The 25,183-nt window shown below is 58.5% G+C and carries 19 protein-coding genes; 2 read left to right on the forward strand and 17 right to left on the reverse strand.

Annotated elements, in window-relative coordinates:
- Positions 1-107: 107 nt before the first annotated feature.
- The 4 genes from mukB to cmoM are packed head-to-tail and all read right to left on the reverse strand — an operon-like array spanning position 108 to position 7,360.
- Positions 108-4,556: a chromosome partition protein MukB gene (gene mukB / locus NKJ21_RS18400; RefSeq protein WP_172870632.1), complete on the reverse strand. Its 4,449-nt coding sequence runs from the start codon at positions 4,554-4,556 to the stop codon at positions 108-110.
- A complete protein-coding gene (gene mukE, locus NKJ21_RS18405) occupies positions 4,556-5,260 on the reverse strand; it encodes a chromosome partition protein MukE (protein ID WP_032735144.1) in 705 nt (234 codons plus the stop codon). The genes mukB and mukE overlap by 1 nt, the downstream gene beginning before the upstream one ends.
- Complete coding sequence (mukF, locus tag NKJ21_RS18410; RefSeq protein ID WP_008805866.1) at positions 5,241-6,563, reverse strand: chromosome partition protein MukF; 1,323 nt, start codon at positions 6,561-6,563, stop codon at positions 5,241-5,243. The genes mukE and mukF overlap by 20 nt, the downstream gene beginning before the upstream one ends.
- Positions 6,560-7,360, reverse strand: a complete 801-nt coding sequence (cmoM, locus tag NKJ21_RS18415; protein ID WP_044612970.1) for a tRNA uridine 5-oxyacetic acid(34) methyltransferase CmoM — start codon at positions 7,358-7,360, stop codon at positions 6,560-6,562. The genes mukF and cmoM overlap by 4 nt, the downstream gene beginning before the upstream one ends.
- Positions 7,361-7,481: 121 nt before the next feature.
- Between cmoM and elyC the strand changes: the two genes are divergently transcribed.
- Positions 7,482-8,261, forward strand: a complete 780-nt coding sequence (elyC, locus tag NKJ21_RS18420) for an envelope biogenesis factor ElyC (protein ID WP_008805864.1) — start codon at positions 7,482-7,484, stop codon at positions 8,259-8,261.
- On the opposite strand, the gene NKJ21_RS18425 is transcribed toward elyC, so the two are convergent.
- The 13 genes from NKJ21_RS18425 to NKJ21_RS18485 all read right to left on the reverse strand — a co-directional run bounded on the left by NKJ21_RS18425 (position 8,238) and on the right by NKJ21_RS18485 (position 23,204).
- Complete coding sequence (locus NKJ21_RS18425; protein ID WP_008805863.1) at positions 8,238-9,131, reverse strand: YcbJ family phosphotransferase; 894 nt, start codon at positions 9,129-9,131, stop codon at positions 8,238-8,240. The genes elyC and NKJ21_RS18425 overlap by 24 nt on opposite strands.
- 137 nt (positions 9,132-9,268) lie before the next feature.
- A complete protein-coding gene (kdsB, locus tag NKJ21_RS18430; RefSeq protein WP_012542315.1) occupies positions 9,269-10,015 on the reverse strand; it encodes a 3-deoxy-manno-octulosonate cytidylyltransferase in 747 nt (248 codons plus the stop codon).
- Positions 10,012-10,194 carry a protein YcaR gene (ycaR, locus tag NKJ21_RS18435; RefSeq protein ID WP_012542316.1) on the reverse strand — a complete coding sequence of 61 codons (183 nt, stop codon included), beginning with the start codon at positions 10,192-10,194 and terminating at the stop codon, positions 10,012-10,014. Before ycaR ends, kdsB begins: the two co-directional genes overlap by 4 nt.
- A 63-nt stretch (positions 10,195-10,257) precedes the next feature.
- Complete coding sequence (locus tag NKJ21_RS18440) at positions 10,258-11,487, reverse strand: winged helix-turn-helix domain-containing protein (RefSeq protein WP_012542317.1); 1,230 nt, start codon at positions 11,485-11,487, stop codon at positions 10,258-10,260.
- A gap of 54 nt (positions 11,488-11,541) precedes the next feature.
- Positions 11,542-12,522, reverse strand: a complete 981-nt coding sequence (gene lpxK / locus NKJ21_RS18445) for a tetraacyldisaccharide 4'-kinase (RefSeq protein WP_016160566.1) — start codon at positions 12,520-12,522, stop codon at positions 11,542-11,544.
- Positions 12,519-14,267, reverse strand: coding sequence for a lipid A ABC transporter ATP-binding protein/permease MsbA (msbA, locus tag NKJ21_RS18450; RefSeq protein WP_004201387.1), 1,749 nt, complete (start codon positions 14,265-14,267; stop codon positions 12,519-12,521). The genes lpxK and msbA overlap by 4 nt, the downstream gene beginning before the upstream one ends.
- A gap of 36 nt (positions 14,268-14,303) precedes the next feature.
- A complete protein-coding gene (locus NKJ21_RS18455; protein WP_254733116.1) occupies positions 14,304-16,568 on the reverse strand; it encodes a ComEC family protein in 2,265 nt (754 codons plus the stop codon).
- Between the two features lie 205 nt (positions 16,569-16,773).
- Entirely contained in the window at positions 16,774-17,061 is a 288-nt protein-coding gene (gene ihfB / locus NKJ21_RS18460; protein WP_004100704.1) for an integration host factor subunit beta, read from the reverse strand.
- Positions 17,062-17,212: 151 nt separating this feature from the next.
- Complete coding sequence (gene rpsA, locus NKJ21_RS18465; RefSeq protein WP_002898162.1) at positions 17,213-18,886, reverse strand: 30S ribosomal protein S1; 1,674 nt, start codon at positions 18,884-18,886, stop codon at positions 17,213-17,215.
- A gap of 133 nt (positions 18,887-19,019) precedes the next feature.
- The gene (cmk, locus tag NKJ21_RS18470) at positions 19,020-19,703 is read right to left on the reverse strand and encodes a (d)CMP kinase (RefSeq protein ID WP_012542319.1); all 684 of its coding nucleotides are present in this window, start codon (positions 19,701-19,703) and stop codon (positions 19,020-19,022) included.
- Between the two features lie 174 nt (positions 19,704-19,877).
- Positions 19,878-21,161: a 3-phosphoshikimate 1-carboxyvinyltransferase gene (gene aroA, locus NKJ21_RS18475; protein WP_008805857.1), complete on the reverse strand. Its 1,284-nt coding sequence runs from the start codon at positions 21,159-21,161 to the stop codon at positions 19,878-19,880.
- Positions 21,162-21,234: 73 nt separating this feature from the next.
- A complete protein-coding gene (gene serC / locus NKJ21_RS18480; protein ID WP_254733119.1) occupies positions 21,235-22,323 on the reverse strand; it encodes a 3-phosphoserine/phosphohydroxythreonine transaminase in 1,089 nt (362 codons plus the stop codon).
- Positions 22,324-22,511: 188 nt separating this feature from the next.
- Entirely contained in the window at positions 22,512-23,204 is a 693-nt protein-coding gene (locus tag NKJ21_RS18485; RefSeq protein WP_012542321.1) for a DUF421 domain-containing protein, read from the reverse strand.
- A gap of 116 nt (positions 23,205-23,320) precedes the next feature.
- On the opposite strand from NKJ21_RS18485, the gene ycaO reads away from it, so the two are divergent.
- Positions 23,321-25,081 (forward strand): 30S ribosomal protein S12 methylthiotransferase accessory factor YcaO, encoded by a 1,761-nt coding sequence (gene ycaO / locus NKJ21_RS18490; RefSeq protein WP_012968619.1) that lies wholly within the window; start codon positions 23,321-23,323, stop codon positions 25,079-25,081.
- Positions 25,082-25,183: the final 102 nt, after the last annotated feature.

The raw sequence follows: 25,183 nt of genomic DNA on the forward strand, positions 1-25,183 counted from the left end.
AAAGAAGCTTAAAGATTATACCACCCAGACATACCAGGCTGGATAGCAAAAAGGGCAACTTAACGTTGCCCTTTTCAGCGCTTAGCCGCCAGAATTTAGCCGCAGCCTCAGGAGGCGTCGGCCGTTCCCGGCAGTGCTTCCGGTACCGGTGCGGCAAAACCGCGCAGGCCGACAACGTGTACGTGTTCGTGATTATTAAACACTTTACGCACCAGTTTATAGGTCGTGCCTTTTTCCGGGCTGATATTTTCCGGCGCCGCGATAATCAGCTGCATCTCCAGACGTTCGCACAGCTCGAACAACGTGGCGATGGAGCGGGCGTCGAGACGCGCCGCTTCATCGAGGAACAGCAGACGGCAAGGCGAGATATCCTTGCCGCGCAGGCGACGAGACTCATCTTCCCAGCTCTGCACCACCATTACCAGAATCGACATCCCGGTACCGATCGCTTCCCCGGTCGACAGCGCGCCGGACTCCGCGCGCAGCCAGCCGTCGGAGCCGCGGTTAACTTCCACTTCCATCTCCAGATAGTTGCGGTAGTCGAGTAGCTCTTCGCCGATGGTTTGCGGCGTGCGCTGCCCCATGTCGATCTGCGGGTTGAGGCGCTGATACAGCTTGGCCAGCGCTTCCGAGAAGGTCAGGCGATTGCTGTTAAACAGATCCTGATGTTGCTCATGCTGTTCAGACAGGACATCCAGCAGCGTCGAGTGGGTCTCGCGCACGTTGACGTTCAGACGCACGCTGTTGACCTGGCCGAACGACACGCTCTGCAGCCCCTGGTTGAGCATCCGGATACGGTTCTGCTCACGCTGAATGGTTTTGCGAATAATGTTCGCCACGCTGCGGGAACTGATCGCCAGCTTCTGTTCGCGGTTGGTCAGCTCTTCGGTCAGACGACTGAGCTCGATCTCCATCTGCTCGATCGCTTCCACCGGGTCATCGGTACGAATAATATCCTGACGGATACGCTCGCGCAGATGCTGATAGACGGCGACGAAGAACTGGATTTTGCGCTCCGGACGTTTCGGATCTTCCGAAATACGCAGCACGTCGCGCAGATGTTCGTTATCGGCGACCGCCAGACGCAGCGCACCGAGCGCCTTATCCGACATCGAACGCAGTTCGTCGGCAGAGAGATAGGCCAGTTCGCGGCGATGCAGACGACGTTCGACGCCATTGTCTTTCACCAGACGCATCACCGCGCACCAGCCCGCCTTGGCGCTGACAACCTGCTCACGCATTTCGCAGTAATCGCGTTCCAGCTTGCGCAGTTTACGGGTCAGGTTGTCCATTTCCGCTTCGCAGAAGGTCAACGCTTTTTCCAGCTGATTGCGACGGGAGCGGTTGTTGCTCAGCTGCGTGTGCAGCTCGTCACGACGCTGACGCGCGCGCTCTTCCGCCCCGGCATCGGCACGCACGCCGATATCCTGCAGCTCTTTATACAGATCGTTGAGCAGCTCTTTTTTGGTGTCATACGAGCTCTTCAGCGACGCCAGCACCTGGTTGTACTGGTTCAACTGCGCAACGTGGCTACGCATCGCTTCGCGCGCGCGGCTACGCTCAGATTCCGCTTGTTGCAGACGCTGGCGCAGCTTCTCGTTGAGATCGCTGTTGCCACTGAGCATCTCCGCCGAATCGGAGTAGCTGAAGTGGGCCCGGCGCTGCACGACTTCCGCCAGCGCAAAGGCCTGCTGACGCGCATCGCGCTGGGTTTGCTGCGCATAGGCGTAATCTTCTTTCAGCTGCTCAAACTGCTCCGGATCGCTCTGCAATACCGAGACGATCGGCTCCAGCTTCGCCAGCTGATTGCCATGCTGCTGAATAAAGCGCACTGCCTCCTGCGCTTCGTCCAGACGTTCCTGGATCTCGTCCACGCGGTCAGCCAGCGTATCATCCGCCAGCAGGTTCAGGCGCGGCAGCAGGCGGTTGAGCGCCGACACGCCCTCTTTCGCCTGCTCATACTGCACGCGGTTCTGTTGGTTATCGCTCTCATGGGCGTTCAGCGCACGCTCCAGCTCGCCGCGGCGGCTGTTAAGCTTGCGGATCTCTTCTTCCGGATCGTCCTCGAAAGCCACCGCCAGATGGCTGCCAATGAAGCGGCTGAAAGCCTGGTGAAGACGCTGGGTTTTCTGCACGTCGAACGACAGGGTCGCGAAACGCTCGGAGAGACTCTCACGCTCAGCATGCAGTGTTTCGATGCGATTTTCGCGCGCCGCGCGACCAAACAGCGGCAGCGTTGGGAAACGTGAATAACGCCACTGGCGGTCGGCAATCTTCACCACCACCGCTTTTTCCAGCTCGTCAACGCTGAACACGCTGTCGTCGAAGGACTGCGGATCGCCTTCGATCAGATACAGGTCTTCCGGACAATCTTCCAGCCCTTCGAGCTGCTCCGCCACCTGCGACAGATCCGGCACCACGATCGCATGGCGCGATGGGCCATACAGCGCGGAGAAGTACGGCGCATCTTCGAGGCTAACGTCGTCATAAATTTCCGACAACAGGACGCCGCCAAAGCGCTCCGCCAGCGCGTTCAGACGCGGGTCTTCAGAGCCGCCCGGCTGACTGAGTCGCTCGATCTCTTCGTCGATGGCACGCTTGCGGGCGCCGACCTCGTCACGTTCAACGATAGCCTCACGCTCACGCTCCAGCAGCTGCTGCAGGTATTCGGTGACCTCCTGGCCGGACTCAAACTGTTCGCCGCTCTGCTCGCACAGCTGGTTGAGACTGTTCTGCGCCGCCAGCCAGATCGGCGCCCGGCGCATCAGCGTCTGGGTGCGCGACTGCAGTTGCTCCAGCTCCTGACGCAGGGTCATGCGCTGTTCCTGAGCGTTAGAGACGCTGTCGGCCAGCGACGCGATGCGCGCTTCCAGCTCCTGATGCAGCGTTTCCAGATCGTCGATATCGTAGCGTTTGCCCTGGCGTTTGCAGAACTCAGCCAGCTGACGCTCGGCGTCCTGCTGCTCGCGCAGACGCTGTTCCAGCTCGTTGAGACGGCTGCGCAGCCCCTGCGCCTGCTCGGCCTGGTGGCGCTGGTTAACGCCGTCGCGCAGCAATTCGCGCGCCACGTCCCAGGCTTCATTACGCGCCAGCGGGCCGTTAATCGCCGCCACCAGCTGGTACGCCTGTTCGAACTGGCTGTGCGCGGTTTGCGCCACGCTCATTTTCTGTTCCAGCGACAGCATTTTCTCCGTCGCTTCCTGCTCTTTCGCCTGGAAGGTTTCCAGCCACTCGTCGGCGCTCTCTGGCGTCAGATCCGGCAGATGGCACAGCGCCTTCGCGCGCTCCAGCGCCTGCAGCGCCTGGTTATACTGAATGGCGCGGGTCTGCTGGACGTCGAGCGCCTGCTGATAGTCGGCGAGCTGGTTTTTCAGCTCATCCACTTCCAGTTCAGCGGCTTCGGCGCGGGCTTCGTTCTCTTCCTGCAGGTCGGTGGCTTCCGCCACCACTTCATTCTGCTCTTCCAGACGGATCTGCAGCTCATCGAGATCCGCTTCGTAGCGCTCAATTTTTTCCTGCTGACGCAGGGCGGTCTGCACCAGGTTCAGGTGATCGCTGGCGGCCTGGTAATCGGCTTCCAGATCGCCCTCCGCGCCGTTGTGCTCCTGCAGCTCGCGCGCCATCTCGACGTGCTTATACTGCTCGGCCGCCAACTGCGAACGCGAGGTAAAGAGATCGCGACGATACTCCAGCGCCTTATCCAGGTGAATGCGCCGCTCGTTGGCGTGACGCATATAGTCCGCCGCCACGTAGTTGGTGGCTTCGCTGATCAGGTGTTTAAACAGATCGCGGTCAGACTGGGTTACGCGAATGGCTTCCAGCGTCATGCGGTTTTCCCGCAGCGCCGCTTCCATATCCTGGAACGCTTTACGCACGCCGCTGTTTTCCGGCAGCAGGTAGTCGCGCAGCGAGCGGGTAATGGTGCTGGAGATCCCGCCGTACAGCGAGGCCTCAATCAGGCGGTAGTATTTGCTACGATCGGAGGCGGAACGCAGACGACGCGCCACCACGCCCAGATCGAACATTAGCGAGTGATATTCGGTGATCGAGTTGAACTGTTTAAACTGGACGCCTTCCATCGCCTCGAGTTTGTCTTTCAGCTCATTGAGACTGACCACGCGCGCCTGACGATCGTTCAGCGTTTCGGTCAACAGCTGGGTCGGCAGGATAGAGGTCGGCAGTCCCTGAATGGCGAACGGCTTAATATCGACTTTACGATCGCGTCCGGCGACCTGTTGTAGGCGCACGCCGACCACCACGCGCTGGTGGCGGGAGTTGATCACATCGAGTACCGAGTAACACACCCCGGCGCGCAGCTTACCATGCAGGCCTTTATCGCGTGAGCCGCTGGTGGCCCCCGCTTCAGTGGTGTTACGGAAGTGCAGCAGGGTTAAATCCGGGATCAGCGCCGTGACGAAAGCCGCCATGGTCGTGGACTTACCCGCGCCGTTCCCCCCGGAGAGGGTGGTCACCAGTTCATCAAGATCAAAGGTCCGGGCAAAGAAACCGTTCCAGTTCACCAGCGTTAGCGAGCGAAACTTACCGCGTTCAATCATTACTCTTCCTCCCCGCTATCCGGCTGGTTTTCTTCATTCTCATCATTGAGCTGCAGGTGATTTTCCAGAGCCATCGCTTCCCCGTCGCGGATCAGGCGGCGCTGCGCCTCGCGCGGGTCGTCGCCGGCGCGCACATCGGCGCCAAAGCGGAATACCGATTCGGTAATGCGAAACTTGCTGCTGTCATGGCCCATAAACCACACCATCCCCAGGCGGCGCAGGCGGTTAAGCGACGCGCGCATTTTTTCCTGCAGCTTCTGGCGGTCCAGATCCGAACCGGTGGAACGATTGTTCACCAGCTTCAGCAGCCTGGCTTCATCCGCCAGGGTCAGCAGTTCGTCATAGAGCTCCTGCTGGGTGAAAATCCCTTCGTTTGCCAGGCGCTCCGGGCTGAGATAGAGATAGCAAAGAATTTTGCCCACCATCATATCCAGCTCCGACAGCACCGAGCGCGAAATCAGCGTGGTGGAGCGCGGGCGCAGATAGAAGAACCCTTCCGGTGCGCGGATCAACTCGACGTTATAGCGAGCGTAAAATTCTTCCAGGTAATCCTGGAAATCCATCAAAAATGCGTGATTATCCAGCTCGTCGAGACCGATATGACGGCCCGCGCGCAGGGCGCTGTCCAGCGCCGGAAATAACGGATTGGCCAACGCCTGCGCCAGCTTAACCGGCATCACTTGTTCAATATTTGTCAATGACATGCGCCTGTACCTTGGCTCCGTAATCATTAATCGGCTGCCATTTTGCCGGCAGTCCGGTGAAATCTGCCTGGGCGACGCCCAGCTGTACCGCCTGATCCACGACGATCCGCGCCACGTCGAAGTGACGTCCGCGCGGATACTGCGCCAGGAACTCCCGCGCCACCAGGCCGAGGTCCAGCGGTATTCCCTTCTCTTTATAGACCGCCAACTGCGCTTCGATCAGCGCCGCCAGCTGCTCGCGAATTTCGTTAAACTCTTCAAATTCGAGATCCGCCGGCAGTTCGCCGGTGACCTCTTCATCGCGCAGCGCCATCTCTTCATCGCGCATATCCAGCAGACGGTCGGCGTTGGCGTAAGTCAGCGCCCACGGTTCATCAAAATAGGTCTGTACCGACTGGCGCAGACGCTGGGCGAAGACGCGGTTCTTATCCATATCGATAGCGGTACGGATAAACTTGTGCACATGGCGGTCGTAGCCGATCCACAGGTCAATCGCCTGCTGACCCCAGCTGACGATGCGGTCGAGTTTGCTTTGCAGGTCGAATACCAACCGGTCGACAAAATGCAAATCGTCGCGCGCCATGGTCGAATCCTGAATGCGCAGCAGATTCGCCTGCAGTTTATCCCCCGCCGCATCCAGCGTATCCTGCAGTTCGCGCAGGGTGCCAGAGGTTTCCGACAGCAGCAGTTCACAGCTGGAAATCGCCGCGCGCCAGTCTTTATTTAACAACTGTGCGATATCGTCTTTCACCAGCTGCTGCTGCTCATCCATAATGCGCTGCGTCAGGTCGATGCTGTCGAAAATTTCCGCCACGGAATATTTCAGCGGAGCGAAAACATTGCGATGCCAGTGGAACTCATCCCCGCCCTCTTCTGCCGCATCCGCCGCACGCTTCAGCTCGCCGGCGACGATCGACAGCTGCATCGAGAGACGCAGCGTCGAGAATTCACGCTGACGGATATAGTAATCGGTGATCCCGATCCCCAACGGCGTCAGGCGATAGATCGCATTGCCTTCGGTAATTTCGCTGGTAAAGCGGTTCAGCAGACGCTGGCGCACCAAATCGTTGATCGCATTATTGGCGCGCTGGCTGATGGTTTCGCTGGTCTGCTCAAACGCATCACTGACGTGGCGGAACGCATCCACCAGTTCTCCCTCGCTCATTTCCCCTTCCAGCCGTTCGCCGTTCAGCGTGGCGACCGCCAGCAGAAAAGAGAGTCTGTCGACCGGCAGCGAGATAGAAAAATCATTTTTCCTGGCCCAGGCAACCAGTTCGGGGACTGTCTGGGAAAATTCACTCATACTTTATCCTTGCATCTGCGGCTATGAGCCTGGCTCTTAAGCGCGGTGACATGAATATAACGGCCCAGGCTGAGATACGGCTCCTGACGACAGTAGCGCGTTTCCAGCTCCAGCAGCGCCGCATAGCTGTCATGCTGTTGGCGTTTTTCACGCAGATAATCATGAAACACCCGCACGCCGGTTTTGCTGACAATCTGCCAGCCAATCTCTTCCAGCCAGTGATAAACCTGCTGCGGCTCACGCGGATAATCCGGCGACAGCGTGCGTTTTTTCTTTTTTGGCATGCCCAATTGTACGTAATCGAAATTACCGGCCACCATATTGTGCATCAGCAGGCCGTTAGCATTGTAGAACATCAACGACAGCCCACCGCCAGGACGCAGTGTCGACCACAGCGTACGCAGCACCTCCTGGGGCTCCGCCACCCACTCCAGCACCGCATGAAACAGTACCAGATCAACCGGGCTTTCCAAATGCTGCGCAATATCCTGAGCCGCGCATTGTACAAAATGCATGTTGTCGATCACACCTTTATCGACGGCCGCCTGGCGGGCGCGCGCCACCATTTCAGCGGAGAGATCGCACAGCGTCACCTGATGGCCCAGTAGCGCCACTTTAATGGCCGTTTGCCCTTCGCCGCCGCCGGCATCCAGCACCCTCAGCGGTCCCGGCCCCAGCTGCGCCAGCAGCGGTTCCAGATCCTGCCAGAGGATCGCCTGGCGCAGCTGACCTTTTGTGGTGCCGTAAATATTGCGCGAAAACTTTTCAGCAATGTCATCGAAATTGCGATCCTGCACGGGCGACTCCACAAGCCAACACAAAACCGCTATTTTGTCATACCCACGCCGAGAATGAAGCGATCTGTTATAAGATCCGAACATAACTTTGGTTATATGGTTAAAAAAGGAACCATCTGGCATGCTTTTCACGCTAAAAAAGATCGTCGGCGGTCTGCTGTTGCCGCTTCCCGCCCTGCTGTTGCTGATCGGGATCGGGATCGCGCTGTTATGGTTCAGCCGCTTTCAACGTACCGGCAAGCTATGCGTGAGCCTCGGCTGGCTGCTGCTGGCGCTGCTGAGCCTGCAACCGGTGGCCGACAGCCTGTTGAAACCGATTGAAGATAGCTACCCCACCTGGCGCGGCGAGCAGCCGGTGAGCTACGTGGTGGTGTTGGGCGGCGGCTATACCTGGAATCCGGAGTGGGCGCCAAGCTCTAATCTTATCAATAACAGCCTGCCGCGCCTGACGGAGGGCATTCGCCTGTGGCAGGCGAATCCCGGGTCGAAAATGATCTTCACCGGCGCGGCAGCGAAAACGAATCCCGTCAGCACGGCAGAAGCTGGGGCGAGAGTGGCCGAGAGCCTCGGCGTACCACGCAGCGATATCATCGTGCTCGATCGGCCGAAAGATACAGAAGAGGAAGCGCAGGCGGTGAAGCGCGCCATCGGCGATGCGCCCTTCCTGCTGGTCACTTCGGCGTCCCACCTGCCACGGGCGATGATTTTCTTTCGTCATGCCGGTCTGGATCCCCTGCCCGCGCCGGCAAATCAGTTAGCGGTGACCTCGCCGCTTAATCCGTGGGAGCGAGCCATCCCCTCCCCGGTATGGCTGATGCACAGCGACCGGGTCGGCTATGAAACCCTCGGTCGCGTCTGGCAATGGCTGAAAGGTGGCTCAGGCGAGCCAGGGCAGGAGTGATTTTGTCGCGAGGTCGAAACGGGCGCGGTCAAAGCGCCCGGTATTGACCAGATTATCCACCTCATCCCACAGCAGATAGAGCCAGCGCCGCCAGACAAAGGCCTCGGAAACTGGCGCCTGCTGCAGGTAGCGCCACAGCAACTGTTCCGCCTGGCCGCCTTCTGCAAGGCGGAACAGTTCATACTCGCGTGGCGCCCACAGCATCATCCCCGGGCCCACCATCGCCAGCAGCTGATCGCTGCGTGGGTCTTTCAGCATACTGCGCAAGGTGAAATTACCGTGTACCAGCACGGCATTGTCATTGAAATCGCGAAACAGCTCCGGAAGGCACTCGCGGGAGCGGAACAAAATACGCTTATCCTGCATCGTCAGGCCGGTATCCTGATACAGGTTCAGGGTGCTCCACAGCATCTCTACCCGCTGGCGGTACCAGTTCGACCACAGATTGTCCTGGGTATTGTCGACCATTCCTACGCAGCCGCCGCTGTCCTGACGATGCCAGGCGAGCAGCGCCTCGACGATTTGCTCCTGCAGTTGCTCCCAGCGCGCTGGTGTGCGCGTGGGGGCCTCCACCGGAACGCCGCGCAAGCGCTCAAGCAGCAGCACATCCGGCCCGGGATGCTCTTCATGCGTCATCACGCCGTAAACCACCGGCATGCGCACTGTACCACTGCGCGCGAGGGTGGAGATCTTCCATGCCAGTTGCCGCGCCACACCGGGCGTGGTGAAACTGCGCGCCAGCAGCGGCATCGGGTTTCCCTGCGCGTCGTACAGGGACCACAGCGCCGTAGCGGGTTTTTCACTGACACACTCCACCCGGCTCAGCTTTTCGCCAAGCAGGTGACTGAGTTCGGTTCGCAACTGTTCCATTGTCGATTACCCCTATGAACACTACTGGTTTCATAATGAGCGCCCGCACCTGGGTTGTCATCGAATAAGATCAAAAAGGGACAAAAAAAGCGAAAAACCGGCGGGGATATCCCCCCCTGCAAGGAGGGGACAGGGGATTAACGCAGTTCAGCGCGGACGCGCTCCAGATCTTCCGGGGTATCCACACCGGTGCCGGGCACTTCTGCCGCCACGGCAACATGGATTTTCTCGCCATACCACAGCACCCGCAGCTGCTCGAGCATTTCAATCTGCTCCAGCGGGCTCGGCGCCCAGCTAACATAGCGGCGAATAAAGCCAGCGCGGTAGCCATAAATGCCGATGTGACGCAGCAGGGAATCACCGATGGTCTCGCGGGAGTGAGCAAAGCGATCGCGATCCCAGGGTATGGTGGCACGGGAGAAATAAAGCGCATAACCTTGCGCATCCATCACCACTTTCACCGCATTTGGATTAAACGCCTCTTCCGCATCGTGGATCGGTACCGCCAGCGTCGCCATTCCACTGCTGCTGGACGCCAGATTCTCCGCCACCTGGCGGACGATCGCCGGGGGGATCATCGGCTCATCGCCCTGAATATTGACGATAATAGTGTCATCGCTGAACGCGCACTTCTCCACCACTTCCGCCAGCCGTTCGGTGCCGGACTGGTGATCGGCGCGGGTCATGCACACTTCACCACCCGCCGCTTCAACGGCGCTGGCTACGTCCGGATGATCGGTGGCGACAATAATGCGATCCGCGCCGGATTCGCGCGCGCGCTCCAGCACGTGGACAATCATCGGTTTGCCGTTAATGTCCTGCAGTGGTTTTCCCGGCAGGCGCGTAGAGGCGAAACGCGCAGGAATAATAACCACGAAACTCATGAGTGACTCTCTTCAACCGTCAGCGCTCGGGCCTCTGTCTCCAGCAGCACAGGAATACCATCGCGCAGCGGAAACGCCAGACTATCAAGTTTGCAAATAAGTTCTTGCTTATCCTGACTGTAATACAGCTTACCGTTACAGACCGGGCAGGCGATGATTTCAAGTAAACGGTGATCCATGTTTCCTCCTGATGGACCGGATAGATTTCACAGCAGCATATCACAGGAAGGTCGGCGCCGGGATCAATCGGCGTTGATTTCCCACCCCTGCTCCTGGCCGACAAACAGCCCTTCCGGCAAGCGTCGGCACAGGATCCGCTCCGCCGATTGCCATCGCGCGAAGTCGTTAATCGCCCGGCGCAGCCCCTGCTCAAGGCCACGGGTGATCTTCACCCCCTCCTCCAGCCACAGGGAGAAGATCTCCAGCTCCTGGCTTTTGCGATGTATTTTACTGTCCATCCGCCCAACCAGTTTTCCCTGGTGCAGCAGGGGCAGTACGAAGTAGCCATACTGCCGCTTCGGCGCTGGGGTATAGCACTCCAGGCGATAGCTGAAGTTGAAGAGTTGCTCCGCGCGTTTCCGATCCCAGACCACCGGGTCAAAAGGAGAGAGCACGGCGCTATGGCTGGCGATCAGCTTACCGCCAGGCGCTGACTCAAGCTGCGCCAGCGCGTCGCGATGCAACCACATCTCGCCGAGTGCTTCCACGTTAACCGGCACCACCAGGCCCTCTTCCTGCCAGGCAGCCAGCAGACCCGGTAGCGACGGCTGGCGCAAGCGATAGTAATCGGCCAGCCACTGGGGACGAAAGATACCGAGGCTGCGGGCGCTGTTGCGCAGCATGATGGCCTCTGCGTCTTCGCGGGACAGCGCGTCGCGTTCGTCATCCCAGTCCGGCATCACCCGCTGGGTTAAATCATACACGCGGTGAAAATTGCGTCGTTCCACCACCATCACTTCGCCGGCGGTAAACAGCCCTTCCAGATGGCGCTTATGCGGTTTCCACTCCCACCAGCCGCTGGCGCCTTTGCGCGGGTGGATAAAATCCGCCGAGCGAACCGGGCCGTTTTGCCCGATATGCGCCAGCAGCTCTGCAATACTCCCGGCATGCTCCTCCATCCACGCGCGATGGTATTTCCAGCCCATATTGTCGGGATTCAACATGCGATGGCGCACCAGGGCGAAATCGCTGCGCGGTAGAAAGCAGGCTTCATGCGCCCAGTATTCCATTAGCTCGCCGCTGCGCAACGACTCATCCAGCCAGTGCTGCGGATAGCTGCCGAGGCGGCTGAACAGCACCAGATAGGGGCTGCGGGCCACCACGTTGATGGTATCGATTTGCAGCAGCGACATCTGCTGGATGGTGGAAAGAATGTCTTTCGGGCGAGCGCGACGTCGGGGCTTCTTTAACAACCCCTGCGCCGCGAGATGGAGGTGGCGCGCCTCGTTAAGCGATAATTGCAATACCGACATGCAGGTTCTCCGTCAGGAATTCCAGCACAGCGGCGAGCAAAGCCGGCGCGTCAGTTAACGTTGCGCCAACGTCGCTAAGTCCGCAAGCAACCGCTGTGCGCGTTCATCGGCCATTATGGCGTCGACCGGTAAATACCACCAGTTTGCGGCGGCGAAATCGCGACATTTCACCGCGTCTTTCTCGGTCATTAGCAGCGTCTGCCCGGTGGTTACCAGGGCGGCGACATCGGCCTGGCTCAGCGCCTGATGGTCTGCCAGCGCCACGGTTTTGACCGGCTGGACGCCACAGCTTTCAAGGGTGGCGAAAAAGCGCGGCGGATGGCCGATGCCGGCCATCGCCACTACGTTCGTGAAAGTCGAGACATCGCGACGTTCGCCGGTAAGCAGGTTAACCGCCATCCCTGGACGCAGTTGCATCGGGATCTCCCCCGGACGCGCCACGCCGCCGTTAACGATAACCGCATCAACGCTTTGCAAGCGCGACGCCCGCTCGCGCATCGGCCCGGCAGGCAGCCACCAGCCGTTGCCAAAGCGGCGCACGCCGTCGATAACGACAATTTCTCTGTCCCGCGCCAGCTTATAGTGCTGCAACCCGTCGTCGGTCACGATAATCTGCAGATCGTGCGCGCTGAGCAGCGCTTTCACCGCGTCGCTGCGCAGCGGAGAAACCGCCACCGGCGCGCCGGTACGCTGATGAATTAACACCGGCTCATCACCCGCCTGCGCCGTACTGGTCCGGTCAGTTAATACCAGTGGGTAGCGGTCGGCTTTACCGCCGTAGCCGCGAGAGACCACCCCCACGCGAATACCGCGCTGCTGCAGCTGCTCCACCAGCCAGATCACCACCGGCGTTTTACCATTGCCGCCGGCGGTCAGGTTACCGACCACCACCACCGGCACCGGCGCGCGCCAGGCTTTTTGCCACCCCAGCTGATAGCTGAGGCGAATCACCGCGCTCACCAGGCCATACAGCCAGGAGAGCGGCAGCAGCAGGCGCCACAGCGGCGATTCCCCGGACCAGATGCGCGCGATCATTCGCCGAATTGCATCTTATGCAGCTGGGCGTACACGCCCTTATGCTCCAGCAGATCGTGGTGCGTTCCGCGTTCCACGATCCGCCCATCTTCAACCACCACGATTTCATCAGCCTGCTCAATGGTCGACAGACGGTGGGCGATAACCAGCGAGGTGCGGTTTTTCTGCAGCTCATCCAGCGCCGCCTGAATGGCTCGCTCGGACTCAGTATCCAGCGCCGAGGTGGCTTCATCAAGGATCAGGATCGGGCTGTTACGCAGCAGCGCACGGGCGATAGCAATACGCTGGCGCTGGCCACCGGACAGCATTACGCCATTTTCACCAATGATCGTATCCAGACCATTGTCCATCTTGTTGATGAAATCCATGGCGTAGGCCATTCGCGCGGCCTCTTCAATCTGCTCGCGGCTGTACTCTTCGGTACGGGCATAGGCGATGTTGTTGGCGACAGTATCGTTGAACAGATGCACGTTCTGTGAAACGAGTGCCACCTGGTCGCGCAGCGAGCTCAGCTTGTACTCGCGCAGGTCGTGACCATCCAGCAGGATCTGGCCGTCGTCAACATCGTAGAAGCGGGTGATCAGGCTGGCAATGGTCGATTTACCCGACCCTGAGCGCCCCACCAGCGCGACGGTTTTCCCTTCCGGGATATCGAGATTGATATTGCGCAGCGCGGCCACTTCGCGGCCCGGATAGGTGAACGTGACGTTCTCAAACTTGAGATTGCCTTTGGCCCGCTCAATGACCCGCGTACCTTCGTCTTTTTCCTGCTCGGAATCGAGGATCGCAAACAGCGTCTGGCACGCCGCCATCCCACGCTGGAACTGGGCATTGACGTTGGTCAGCGACTTCAGCGGGCGCATCAGCGCAATCATTGAGGAGAAGACCACGGTAATGGTCCCGGCGGTCAGGGTGTCCATTACGCTCGGGAAGCTGGCGGCATACAGGACAAAGGCCAGCGCCAGCGACGCGATAAGCTGAATGATCGGGTCGGAGATAGACGAGGCAGAAACCATCTTCATCCCCTGCAGACGCATTTTATTGCTGACCTTATCAAAACGTTTGGTTTCCACCTCCTGGCCACCAAACATCAGCACCTCTTTGTGCCCTTTCAGCATCTGCTCAGCGCTGGTGGTGACCTGCCCCATCGTGTTCTGCATATTCTTACTGATATTACGAAAACGCTTGGAGACCACGCGGATTGCTACCGACACGATCGGCGCCAGTACGATCAGGATCAGCGACAGCTGCCAGCTGTAATAGAACATCATCACGAACAGGCCGATAATCGATGCCCCTTCGCGGACCACGGTGATCAGCGCGCTGGAGGAAGATGAGGCGACCTGCTCAGAATCATAGGTAATGCGTGACAGCAGCGTCCCGGTAGACTGCTTGTCAAAGAAGGCCACCGGCATGCCCATCATGTGGCCGAACAGGCGACGACGCATGGTCATCACGACTTTGCCGGAAACCCAGGAGATACAATAGCTCGAGATGTAGCTGGTGATCCCACGCAGCACCATCAGCCCGATAACCACCAGCGGCATCCATAGCAGCACTGAGCGATCCGTTTTACCAAAACCATCATCCAATAACGGTTTAAGAAGCGATAACATGAAGGTGTCACTGCCCGCGTTAAGCACTAACGCCACCGCCGCGACGATTAGCCCGGCTTTAAACGGTGCAATAATCGGCCAAAGTCGGCGGAAGGTCTGCCACGTGGAGAGATCTTTATCGTTCTGCATTCAATAAACCAGCTTGTGTTGAAATAGCCGCATATTCTACCCGTTATCGGCGGGCGCGCCAAACCACTGATGATACCAACGTGGTAAAACTTGATCCCGTAAGCTATGGATTTGCCACCCTTCTGCGGAAAAAACCACCGTTATCTGTCCCTGCTGCGGCGTGGCGAACCAGCGATACCCCCGCTGGCGATAGCGCTGAACCACCTTGTACGAGGGCATCCGCCACGCATTGTAGCGCGAAGCGGATGCCAGCGCGGCCGCACCCTCTACCCGGTGGACCAGCAATTCGCTGGAGGAGGTGTTGCTACCGTGGTGGGGAACCTGGATAAGTGTAGACGTCAGATGCTGCCAGTAACGGCTGATCATCGCCTGCTCCGCCTGACGTTCTATATCGCCGGTGAGCAGGATGCTGGAGCGACCATCATCGATGCGCACCACGCAGGAGTGATTATTACCCTTTGCCGTGCTGCCCGGCAGCGGCCACAGGGCCTGGAAGTTGAGTCCCTGCCATTGCCAGCGCTCGCCGCGATGACACGGCAGATGACGCGCCCAGCCTAAAGGGCTGCGCACCCACGCCTGCGGCCATGCCTGTAGCACTGAATTAAGGCCGCCGCGATGATCCAGATGCTCGTGGCTTAGCACAATGCCCTGCAGCTGCAGATGATGCCAGCGCAGCCACGGGATAATCACCTGCTGACCGCTGTCGCCCTGCGGCCATGCTGGCCCGGTATCATAGAGGAGCGCCTTGCCGTGACGTTCGATAACCATCGCCAGCCCCTGCCCGACATCCAGCATCGTCACCCGCCATTCGTCCGCGGGAAACGGCCTCCAGAAGGGCCGCATCAGCAGGAACAGCACGCTCAGACACAGGGCCGGGAAATGCCGCCAGCTCTGAAAGCGCCAGCCCATCACCAGCAGCCACGGCAGGCTACTGATCCAGAGCCAGCGGGCGTCCAGCGGCAGCCAGCCGTCCGGTAAACGCCGTAATGCCCAGAACAGCAGCGCCAGCACGCGATCGGCCGCCAGCCAGAGCAGCGACTCCACCATCCCCGGTCCCGTGAGATGCAGCAGCATCGCGCCGAGAATAAGCGGCACCGCCAGCAGGGTCACTAAGGGTACCGCCAGCAAATTGGCGGCCATGGACGTCAGGCTGACGCCATGGAAGAGCAGGAGCTGGAGCGGCATCAGCAACAGCGTCACGCCAGCCTGCAAATGAACGAGGGCGAACAGTGCCTTCCATGGCCAGCGCCAGCGACCGGCAGGCAGCGGTACCCACTGAAACCAGAAGATCAGCCCCGCCACGGCGAAAGCGGATAGCCACAGGCTTTGCGACAGCACCGCCAGCGGGTCGGTAACGAGTATCGCCCCCAGACAGCAGAGCCACACCTGCCACGCCGTCCAGCGCTGGCCCGACAAGCGTAAGGCGCAGCACACGCCCAACCCTACGCAGGTGCGCAGCGCCGGCGGCTGCATGCCGGTCAGCCAGGCATAGCAGACGGCGCCGGCCAGCCCGGCCAGCAGCGGCAACCGCCAGCCGATCCAGCGGCCCGGGAGAATATACTGCACGCCGCGCAGCAGGAGCACGATAAGGGAAGCCGCGAGGGCGATATGGAGACCAGAGATGGCCATCAGATGGGAGGTGCCCGTGTTCTGCATCAGGACTTTAATCGCCGTCGGCAGGGCCAGCCGCTCCCCCATCCCCAGTCCCAGCATCACCGGATGCCAGGGATAAGTCTGCAGCCGTCGGGTCAGCGACGCCAGATAGCGGGCGCGCAGGCTGCAGCGGGGATCCAGCGCGGAAGCTGCGACAATTCCCCCGCTCAGCGGCCGGTGCTGCGCCAGCGCATAACGCTGGCTGTCGAAGCCCCCGTCGTTGAGCTGCCCGTGCACCGGGCGCAGGCGCAGCGTCATCAACCAGTGCTGACCCGCACAGGCGGGCGCAGGTGTAAGTTCCCCGTACAGCGTCACGCCCACCGGGGGAAACAGGTAGTGGCCCGCCAGGCGCACAATCTGACCACGGTGCAGGGCCTGGCCATCCGTCTCGCTGAGGATCACTTCCGCCTGCCGGATGGCGCCGGTAAGGTGCCGGGTCGGCCACAGCGCCTGATGCGCGCTCAATACTCCCCAGATCATCAGCAGAAGCGTCATCGCCACACAAGCCATGGCCGTTCCGCGCAGGCGGGTCAGCAACAGCGCCGCAAGGCACGCGCTCGCCAGAACGTGCGGGCCCGGCAAGACGGGTAGCCAGAGTAGCGGCAGCATCGCGATGCTGGCGCATCCGGCAAGCCATGGTAGACGCATAAACACCTCCCTGTGAGCAGGCAGTGTTACGCAAAGCGACGGTGGCGTCCCGCCGCCGAATTCAGGCGTGCGTAGCGCCTTCCAGACAATCGTATCTGTTGCAGTCAGGCACGGTTTTTTTGCGAAGCTGGAGGTAAATCGCGGACACAAAAAAAGCACCCGCAGGTGCTTTTTTTATCATCAGGCAGGTTGCACGTCGTGCAACTTACTCTTCATAAATATTGGCGCGGTCACGTAATTCTTTCCCGGGCTTAAAGTGCGGAACGTACTTACCTTCCAGTTCGACTTTATCACCAGTTTTCGGGTTACGTCCGGTGCGAGGTGCTCGATAGTGCAGAGAGAAGCTGCCGAAACCGCGGATTTCAATGCGCTCACCTTGAGCAAGCGTTGAGGCCATATGTTCCAGCATTTCTTTAACAGCATCTTCCACCGCTTTCGCCGGAATGTGAGATTGCTGGCTGGCAAGTCTTTCAATCAATTCTGACTTGGTCATTATTCCTCCGGTTTCCTTCAAGGCAAAAATTAGCTAACAGCTTAAACAAGGGCGGCCGTAGCCGCCCTTTGTGCTTGATTACAGGACGAATCCTGCAATCTGTCAAGTAAACTCGTCACTATTCAGGTTGTTATTGCCTGAATGACAAAGATTACTCGCCTTTCGCTGCTTTGAACGCTTCAGCCATAGCGTTGTTGGAGAAGTTCGCGTCTTCCTGCTTGTTCACGGTAGCGATAGCGTCTTTTTCTTCCGCTTCGTCTTTCGCACGTACAGACAGGCTCACTACGCGGTTCTTACGATCCACGCCGGTGAATTTCGCTTCAACTTCGTCGCCAACGCTCAGAACCAGAGTTGCGTCTTCAACGCGGTCACGGGATGCTTCAGAAGCACGCAGGTAACCTTCTACGCCGTCAGCCAGTTCTACGGTTGCGCCTTTAGCGTCAACTGCAGTGACTTTACCAACAACGATAGCGCCTTTCTTGTTCAGAGCAACGTAGTTGTTGAACGGATCTTCCGCGAGCTGTTTAACGCCCAGGGAGATACGCTCACGCTCTGCGTCAACCTGCAGAACAACTGCTGCGATTTCGTCGCCTTTTTTGTATTCACGAACTGCTTCTTCGCCTGCAACGTTCCAGGAGATGTCAGACAGGTGAACCAGGCCGTCGATGCCGCCGTCCAGGCCGATGAAGATACCGAAGTCAGTGATAGACTTGATTTTACCTTCAACACGGTCGCCCTTGTTGTGGGTTTCCGCGAACTGCTGCCATGGGTTAGATTTGCACTGCTTCAGACCCAGGGAGATACGACGACGCTCTTCGTCGATATCCAGAACCATCACTTCCACAACGTCGCCAACGTTAACAACTTTGGACGGGTGGATGTTTTTGTTGGTCCAATCCATTTCGGAAACGTGAACCAGGCCTTCAACGCCTTCTTCGATTTCAACGAAGCAGCCGTAGTCGGTCAGGTTGGTCACGCGACCGGTCAGTTTGGTACCTTCCGGATAACGTTTAGCGATAGCTACCCACGGATCTTCGCCCAGCTGTTTCAGGCCCAGGGATACACGGGTACGCTCGCGGTCGAACTTCAGCACTTTAACAGTGATTTCGTCGCCAACGTTTACGATTTCGCTCGGATGCTTAACGCGTTTCCAGGCCATATCGGTGATGTGCAGCAGGCCGTCAACGCCGCCCAGATCAACGAATGCACCGTAGTCAGTGAGGTTCTTAACGATACCTTTGACTTCCATGCCTTCCTGCAGGTTTTCCAGCAGCTGATCGCGCTCTGCGCTGTTTTCGGATTCGATAACGGCACGACGAGAAACAACAACGTTGTTACGCTTCTGGTCCAGCTTGATGACTTTGAACTCAAGCTCTTTGCCTTCCAGGTGCAGCGTGTCGCGCACCGGACGAACGTCTACCAGGGAACCCGGCAGGAACGCACGAATACCGTTCAGCTCAACAGTGAAGCCACCTTTAACTTTGCCGTTGATAACACCGGTAACAGTTTCAGCGTCTTCGTAAGCTTTTTCCAGCGTGATCCAAGCTTCGTGACGTTTAGCTTTCTCACGGGACAGCAGAGTTTCACCGAAGCCGTCTTCTACTGCATCCAGAGCAACGTCAACTTCGTCACCAACCTGGATTTCCAGCTCGCCCTGGGCGTTTTTGAACTGCTCAGCCGGGATGGCGGACTCAGATTTCAGACCAGCGTCAACCAGTACTACGTCTTTGTCGATAGCAACAACAACACCACGAACGATGGAACCCGGGCGGGTTTCGATTTCTTTTAAGGATTCTTCAAACAGTTGAGCAAAAGATTCAGTCATGTTTAATCTTCAGGTTAATATTAACGTCCACCTGGCTCCGTGCCGGATGGGGTTGTTTCACATACCCGCTGACCATCCATTGCCGCGGGGTACTGCTATAATTCGGAGGCTTCGGCGCGCTACCGGTTAAGGCTCACGCAACGGCCAATTTTTCGCGCGCATATTGTAGCGCTTTTTCAATCACTTGCTCAATGTTTAGTTCTGTTGAATCGAGAACTAATGCATCGGCAGCCGGGACAAGCGGCGCCACGGCGCGATTTCGGTCGCGATCGTCACGCTCTTTTATCTCGGACAAAAGACGTTCAAAGTTAACATCAAAGCCCTTTTCCTGCAACTGCCGCATGCGGCGATGCGCCCGCTCATCGGCCGAGGCATCGAGGAAAATTTTCACCGGCGCGTCCGGGAAAACCACCGTGCCCATATCGCGCCCGTCGGCGATGAGCCCCGGCAGTTCACGGAAAGCACGCTGGCGGCGCAGCAGTGCTTCGCGAACGCGGGGGAAAGCGGCCACTTTCGAGGCGGCATTGGCGACCTCCTGAGTGCGAATTTCGCCGCTGACATCTTCCCCTTCCAGCACCACTTCCAGGGTGCCGTCAGTAGAAATAAAGCGCACGTCAAGATGGGCCGCCAGGGGCACCAGCGCCTCTTCGGACTCTACGTCAACATGATGATGCAGCGCCGCCAGCGCCAGAACGCGGTAGATCGCGCCTGAATCTAACAGATGCCAGCCCAGCGCTTCCGCCATTGCCTTGCACAACGTACCTTTACCCGCACCGCCAGGCCCATCAATGGTGATTACCGGAATATTCGCCGTCATCTTTTTCTCCTTCAGCAAGGCGCATGGAATATAAACGCCGCGCATTATACGCATCAATACGCCGGAAAGTGAGCATTGCTTGTAAATTACGGACTACAGGAAATGAAAAGCAGAAGTTTTGCGCAATTATAGCGGGCTGACAGGACATCAGCCCGCGGGATGACAAAGTTTTACTCAGGCGAGGGTACTGATCCGCGCCAGTTGCTCAAAATAGTCCGGGAACGTTTTGGCCGTACATTTGGGATCAAGGATGGTCACCGGCGTATCAGACAGCGCCACCAGCGAGAAGCACATCGCCATCCGGTGGTCGTTATAGGTGCCGATTTCAGCATATTTCAACTTTGCCGGCGGGGTGATGCGAATATAATCTTCACCCTCTTCCACCTCGGCGCCCACTTTACGCAACTCGGTCGCCATGGCGAACAGACGGTCCGTCTCTTTGACCCGCCAGTTGTAGATATTGCGCAGCGTAGTGGTCCCTTGCGCGAACAGCGCGGCGGTAGCGATGGTCATCGCCGCGTCCGGGATATGGTTCATATCCATATCGATAGCCTTGAGCTCGCCGCGGGTGCAGGCGATAAAATCGTCGCCCCAGGTCACGGTAGCGCCCATTTTCTCCAGGACGTCGGCGAAACGGATATCGCCCTGCACACTGCCGCGGCCGATACCGGTGACTTTTACCGTGCCGCCCTTAATGGCGCCAGCGGCGAGGAAATACGAGGCCGAGGAAGCATCGCCTTCCACCAGGTAATCCCCTGGCGACTGATACTGCTGCTTGCCGCGCACCACAAAACGCTGATAAGACTGATTGTCCACCTCAACGCCGAAGGTTTTCATCAGGTGCAGCGTAATGTCGATATAGGGTTTCGACACCAGATCGCCCTTAATGGCGATCACGGTATCCTGCGGCGCCAGCGGCGCGGTCATCAGCAGCGCGGTCAGGAACTGACTGGAGACGCTGCCGTCAACCTCGACGTTCCCGCCCTGAAAACCGCCGCGCAGGCGTAGCGGTGGATAATTTTCCTGCTCAAGATAGTCGATCTGAGCGCCGCCCTGACGCAGGGCATCCACCAGATGGCCGATCGGGCGCTCTTTCATCCGCGGTTCGCCGGTCAGCACAATATCGTTGCTGCCAAGGCACAGGGCCGCCGCCAGCGGACGCATCGCGGTTCCGGCGTTGCCGAGGAACAGCTCCAGCGCCGCAGCAGCGCGCAGCGGGCCGCCGTTGCCGGTCACTTCGCAGCGGGTGCGGTCGGCAGACAGGGTATATTGAACCCCCAGCGCACTCAGGGCATTCAGCATATGGCGCACATCGTCGCTGTCCAGCAGGTTGGTCAGCACCGTCGTGCCGCGGGCCAGAGCGGCCAGCAGCAGCGCGCGGTTGGAGACGCTTTTCGAACCTGGCAGGTTCACGGTGCCCTCTACGCGTGCGATGGGTTGTAACGTCAGGGATTCCATCAAACTTCACTCTCAAACAAACAGAATAAAAACCCCGCAGACAGGCCGCGGGGAGGAAGAAAGAAACAGGCGATTAACCGTGGCGGCGTTCGAAGTCCAGCATAAAGTCGGTTAACGCCTTCACGCCGTCCAGCGGCATCGCATTGTAGATGGAGGCGCGCATGCCGCCCACCACGCGGTGGCCCTTCAGCGCGTGCAGCCCGGCGGCAAACGACTCTTCGAGGAACAGTTTGTCCAGTGCGCTGTCCGCCAGCTGGAACGGCACGTTCATGCGTGAGCGGTTGGCTTGCGCCACATCGTTACGGTAGAACCCGCTGTTATCGATCACGCCATAAAGCAGTTCGGCTTTCTGCTGGTTGATTTTATCCATCGCAGCGACGCCGCCCTGCTGTTTCAGCCACTTAAACACCAGACCAGCCAGATACCAGGCGAACGTCGGCGGCGTGTTAAACATCGAGTCGTTCTCGCTTAACACGGTATAGTCGAGGATCGACGGACAGGCCACGCTGGCTTTGCCCAGCAGATCTTCACGCACGATGACCAGCGTCAGCCCTGCCGGGCCAATATTTTTCTGCGCGCCGGCGTAGATTACACCGAAGCGGTTGACGTCAATTTCGCGGGACAGAATGGTGGAGGAGAAATCAGCAGCGACGATGATGTCGTCGCCGAAATTCGGCGTATCATCAATCGCGATACCGTCAATGGTTTCGTTCGGGCAGTAATGCAGATAGGCCGCGCCCGGCGTCAGCTGCCACTCGCTCATCGGCGTAACAGCTCGCTTGCCATCGACAGTGATTTTCGCGTCGATAACGTTCGGCGTGCAGTATTTCTTCGCCTCTTTGACCGCGCTGGCGGCCCAGTAGCCGGCGTCCACATAGTCAGCGACGTTTTTATCGCCGAGGATGTTCAGCGGGATCCCCGCGAACTGGCCGCGGCCGCCGCCGTGGCAGAACAAAACTTTATAGTTGGAAGGGATATTCAGCAGAGCGCGGAAGTCCTGTTCTGCCTCTTCTGCCACCTGGATAAACTCCTTACCACGGTGACTGATCTCCATGACCGACGTACCCAGACCGTGCCAGTCGCACAGTTCTTGCTGAGCCAGTTTGAGTACTTCCGCCGGCAGCATTGCCGGGCCCGAACTGAAGTTATAGACCTGAGCCATTTCCCCTCACCACGTTGCTATGTTGTTTTGCCCGCGAACCGCCGCGGGCATAAGTTATTCCTGTGGCTATCGGTTTTATCATTCAGTGACACGGTCCGCAATGGCTAAAACTCGCCGACGGTAAAACGCGGCCACCGTCACACAACAGAATCTATCGGCTTGACGTAATAAAACCGACATATTTGCTGTCAGGTGAGTCGTTTCGCTCGGCTGGCCTTCGACCATTCTGCATTTGCGCAGCGGGAACATATTCGCTTTTCTCCCGCCTGCATCGCCATCACGATGCTGCAGCGTACGCAGGCATAGATCCCCTCCTGCGGAATCGTGGTGTAACGCGCAGTACAGTGGGTAGGCAGGATAGACAACCCCGCTCTGACCTCTTCATCCGGATAATAAAACACGCTGATCTGCCCGTTGGTTTCAAGGATCGCCAGCCGGACCTGGCCAAGCTGCTCGACGCTGTTGACCCGCAGCTCCATAAAGAATTCGAATTCGGTCATGTTTTCCGCATGCAGCTTCTCCCACGCCAACTGCCCCTCCTCGACCACCACGATAGGTTTACCTTCCAGGAGATCCTCCAGCTTTTCGCTGTGCCCCATCAGCCACATGATGCCGCGATACAGCAGCGCCAGCGTGATGAAGACCACCAGCACCGGCAGTAGCGGTACATCGTCATAAAACGCCACGTCCCCTGCCGCCGAACCGAGGGTCAGAATAATCAACACCTCGAACAGCGACATCTGCCGCACGCCGCGCCGTCCGGTAATCTTGAGGAAAATAAAGACCAGAACGAAGGTATAGAGGCTGCGCAACGCCACCTCGGCAAGAAACTCCACCGGCACTTTATCGAGCGCCATCCGCTGCCAGTCAAAGGCTTTCATCTATCATCTCCCTGTGGGTCATAAGTTGCCTCTAAGCATAGCCAGATGATGGAGATAGCACCTGTCAGATAAAAGCCGTATCATTGCGCGCTTTCCGTACGACAAAAGTGATCGCCATGACCCAAACGTTTATTCCCGGCAAAGATGCCGCCCTGGAAGATTCCATCGCTCGCTTCCAGCAGAAATTGCTCGACCTCGGATTTGATATCGAAGAGGCCTCGTGGCTGAACCCGGTGCCGCACGTGTGGTCCGTTCACATTCGCGATAAAGAATGCGCGCTGTGCTTTACCAATGGTAAAGGCGCCACCAAAAAGGCAGCCCTGGCCTCCGCGCTGGGCGAATATTTCGAGCGCCTGTCCACCAACTATTTCTTCGCTGACTTCTGGTTAGGCGACACTATCGCTAATGGCCCGTTTGTTCACTACCCGAACGAAAAGTGGTTCCCGCTGACCGAAAACGACGATGTCCCGGAAGGTCTGCTGGATGCCCGTCTGCTCGCGTTCTACGATCCGGACGATCAGCTGACCGCCAGCATGCTGGTGGATCTGCAGTCGGGGAACGATGAGCGCGGCGTATGCGGCCTGCCCTTTACCCGCCAGTCCGACGGCGAAACCGTCTATATTCCGATGAATATCGTTGGCAACTTGTACGTATCCAACGGTATGTCTGCAGGGAATACCCCGAATGAAGCACGTGTGCAGGGCCTGTCAGAGGTCTTTGAACGTCACATAAAAAACCGCATCATCGCAGAGAGCATCAGCCTGCCGGAGATCCCGGCGGAAGTCATGGCGCGCTATCCTGGCGTCGTGGAGTCGATCGCAAAACTTGAAGCCGAAGGCTTCCCGATTTTCGCCTACGATGGTTCGCTGGGCGGCAAATACCCGGTTATCTGCGTCGTGCTGTTTAACCCGACTAACGGCACCTGCTTCGCTTCCTTTGGCGCCCACCCGGACTTCGGCGTGGCGCTGGAGCGTACGGTCACAGAACTGCTGCAGGGTCGCAGCCTGAAAGACCTTGATGTCTTTACGCCGCCGACCTTTGATGACGAAGAAGTCGCCGAGCACGCGAACCTCGAAACCCACTTCATCGACTCCAGCGGCCTGATCTCCTGGGATATGTTCAAGCAGGATGCCGACTATCCGTTCGTTGACTGGAGTTTCTCCGGCACCACCGAAGAAGAGTTCGCCACCCTGATGGCCATCTTCAAGGCCGAAGATAAAGAAGTGTACATTGCCGACTACGAGCATCTGGGCGTTTACGCCTGCCGTATCATCGTTCCGGGCATGTCGGATATTTATCCGGCAGAAGACCTGTGGCTGGCAAACAACAGCATGGGCGCCCATCTGCGGGACACCATTCTGTCTCTGCCGGGCAGCGAGTGGGAAAAAGAAGATTATCTGGCGCTCATCGAACAAATGGATGACGAAGGCCTGGATGATTTCACCCGCGTTCGCGAACTGCTGGGCCTTGCCACCGGGAAAGACAACGGCTGGTATACCCTGCGCGTCGGCGAGCTGAAAGCGATGCTGGCCCTGGCTGGCGGCGATCTGGAACAGGCGCTGATCTGGACCGAATGGACCATGGAATTCAATGCCTCTGTCTTCAGCCCTGAGCGCGCAAACTACTATCGCTGCCTGCAGACCCTGCTGCTGCTGAGCCAGGAAGAGGAGCGTCAGCCGCTGCAGTATCTGAACGCCTTCATCCGTATGTATGGCGCCGATGCGGTCGAAGCCGCCAGCGCTGCGCTGAGCGGCGAAGCCCCGTTCTATGGCCTTCAGGCTGTCGACAGCGATCTGCAAGCCTTCCCGGCTCATCAGTCGCTGCTGAAAGCGTATGAAAAGCTGCAGCGGGCGAAAGCGGCGTTCTGGGCAAAATAAGCCCCCATTACGCCAACATGCTTGCCAACAACGGAGCCTGATGCGGCTCCGTTATTTTAACCTGGCGAGGGAGCCACTATAGTTTGTAGTTGTAAAGTTAAT

Origin of the sequence: Klebsiella sp. SWET4 (genome assembly GCF_024296565.1) — a bacterium.
GTDB lineage: Bacteria > Pseudomonadota > Gammaproteobacteria > Enterobacterales > Enterobacteriaceae > Klebsiella > Klebsiella variicola.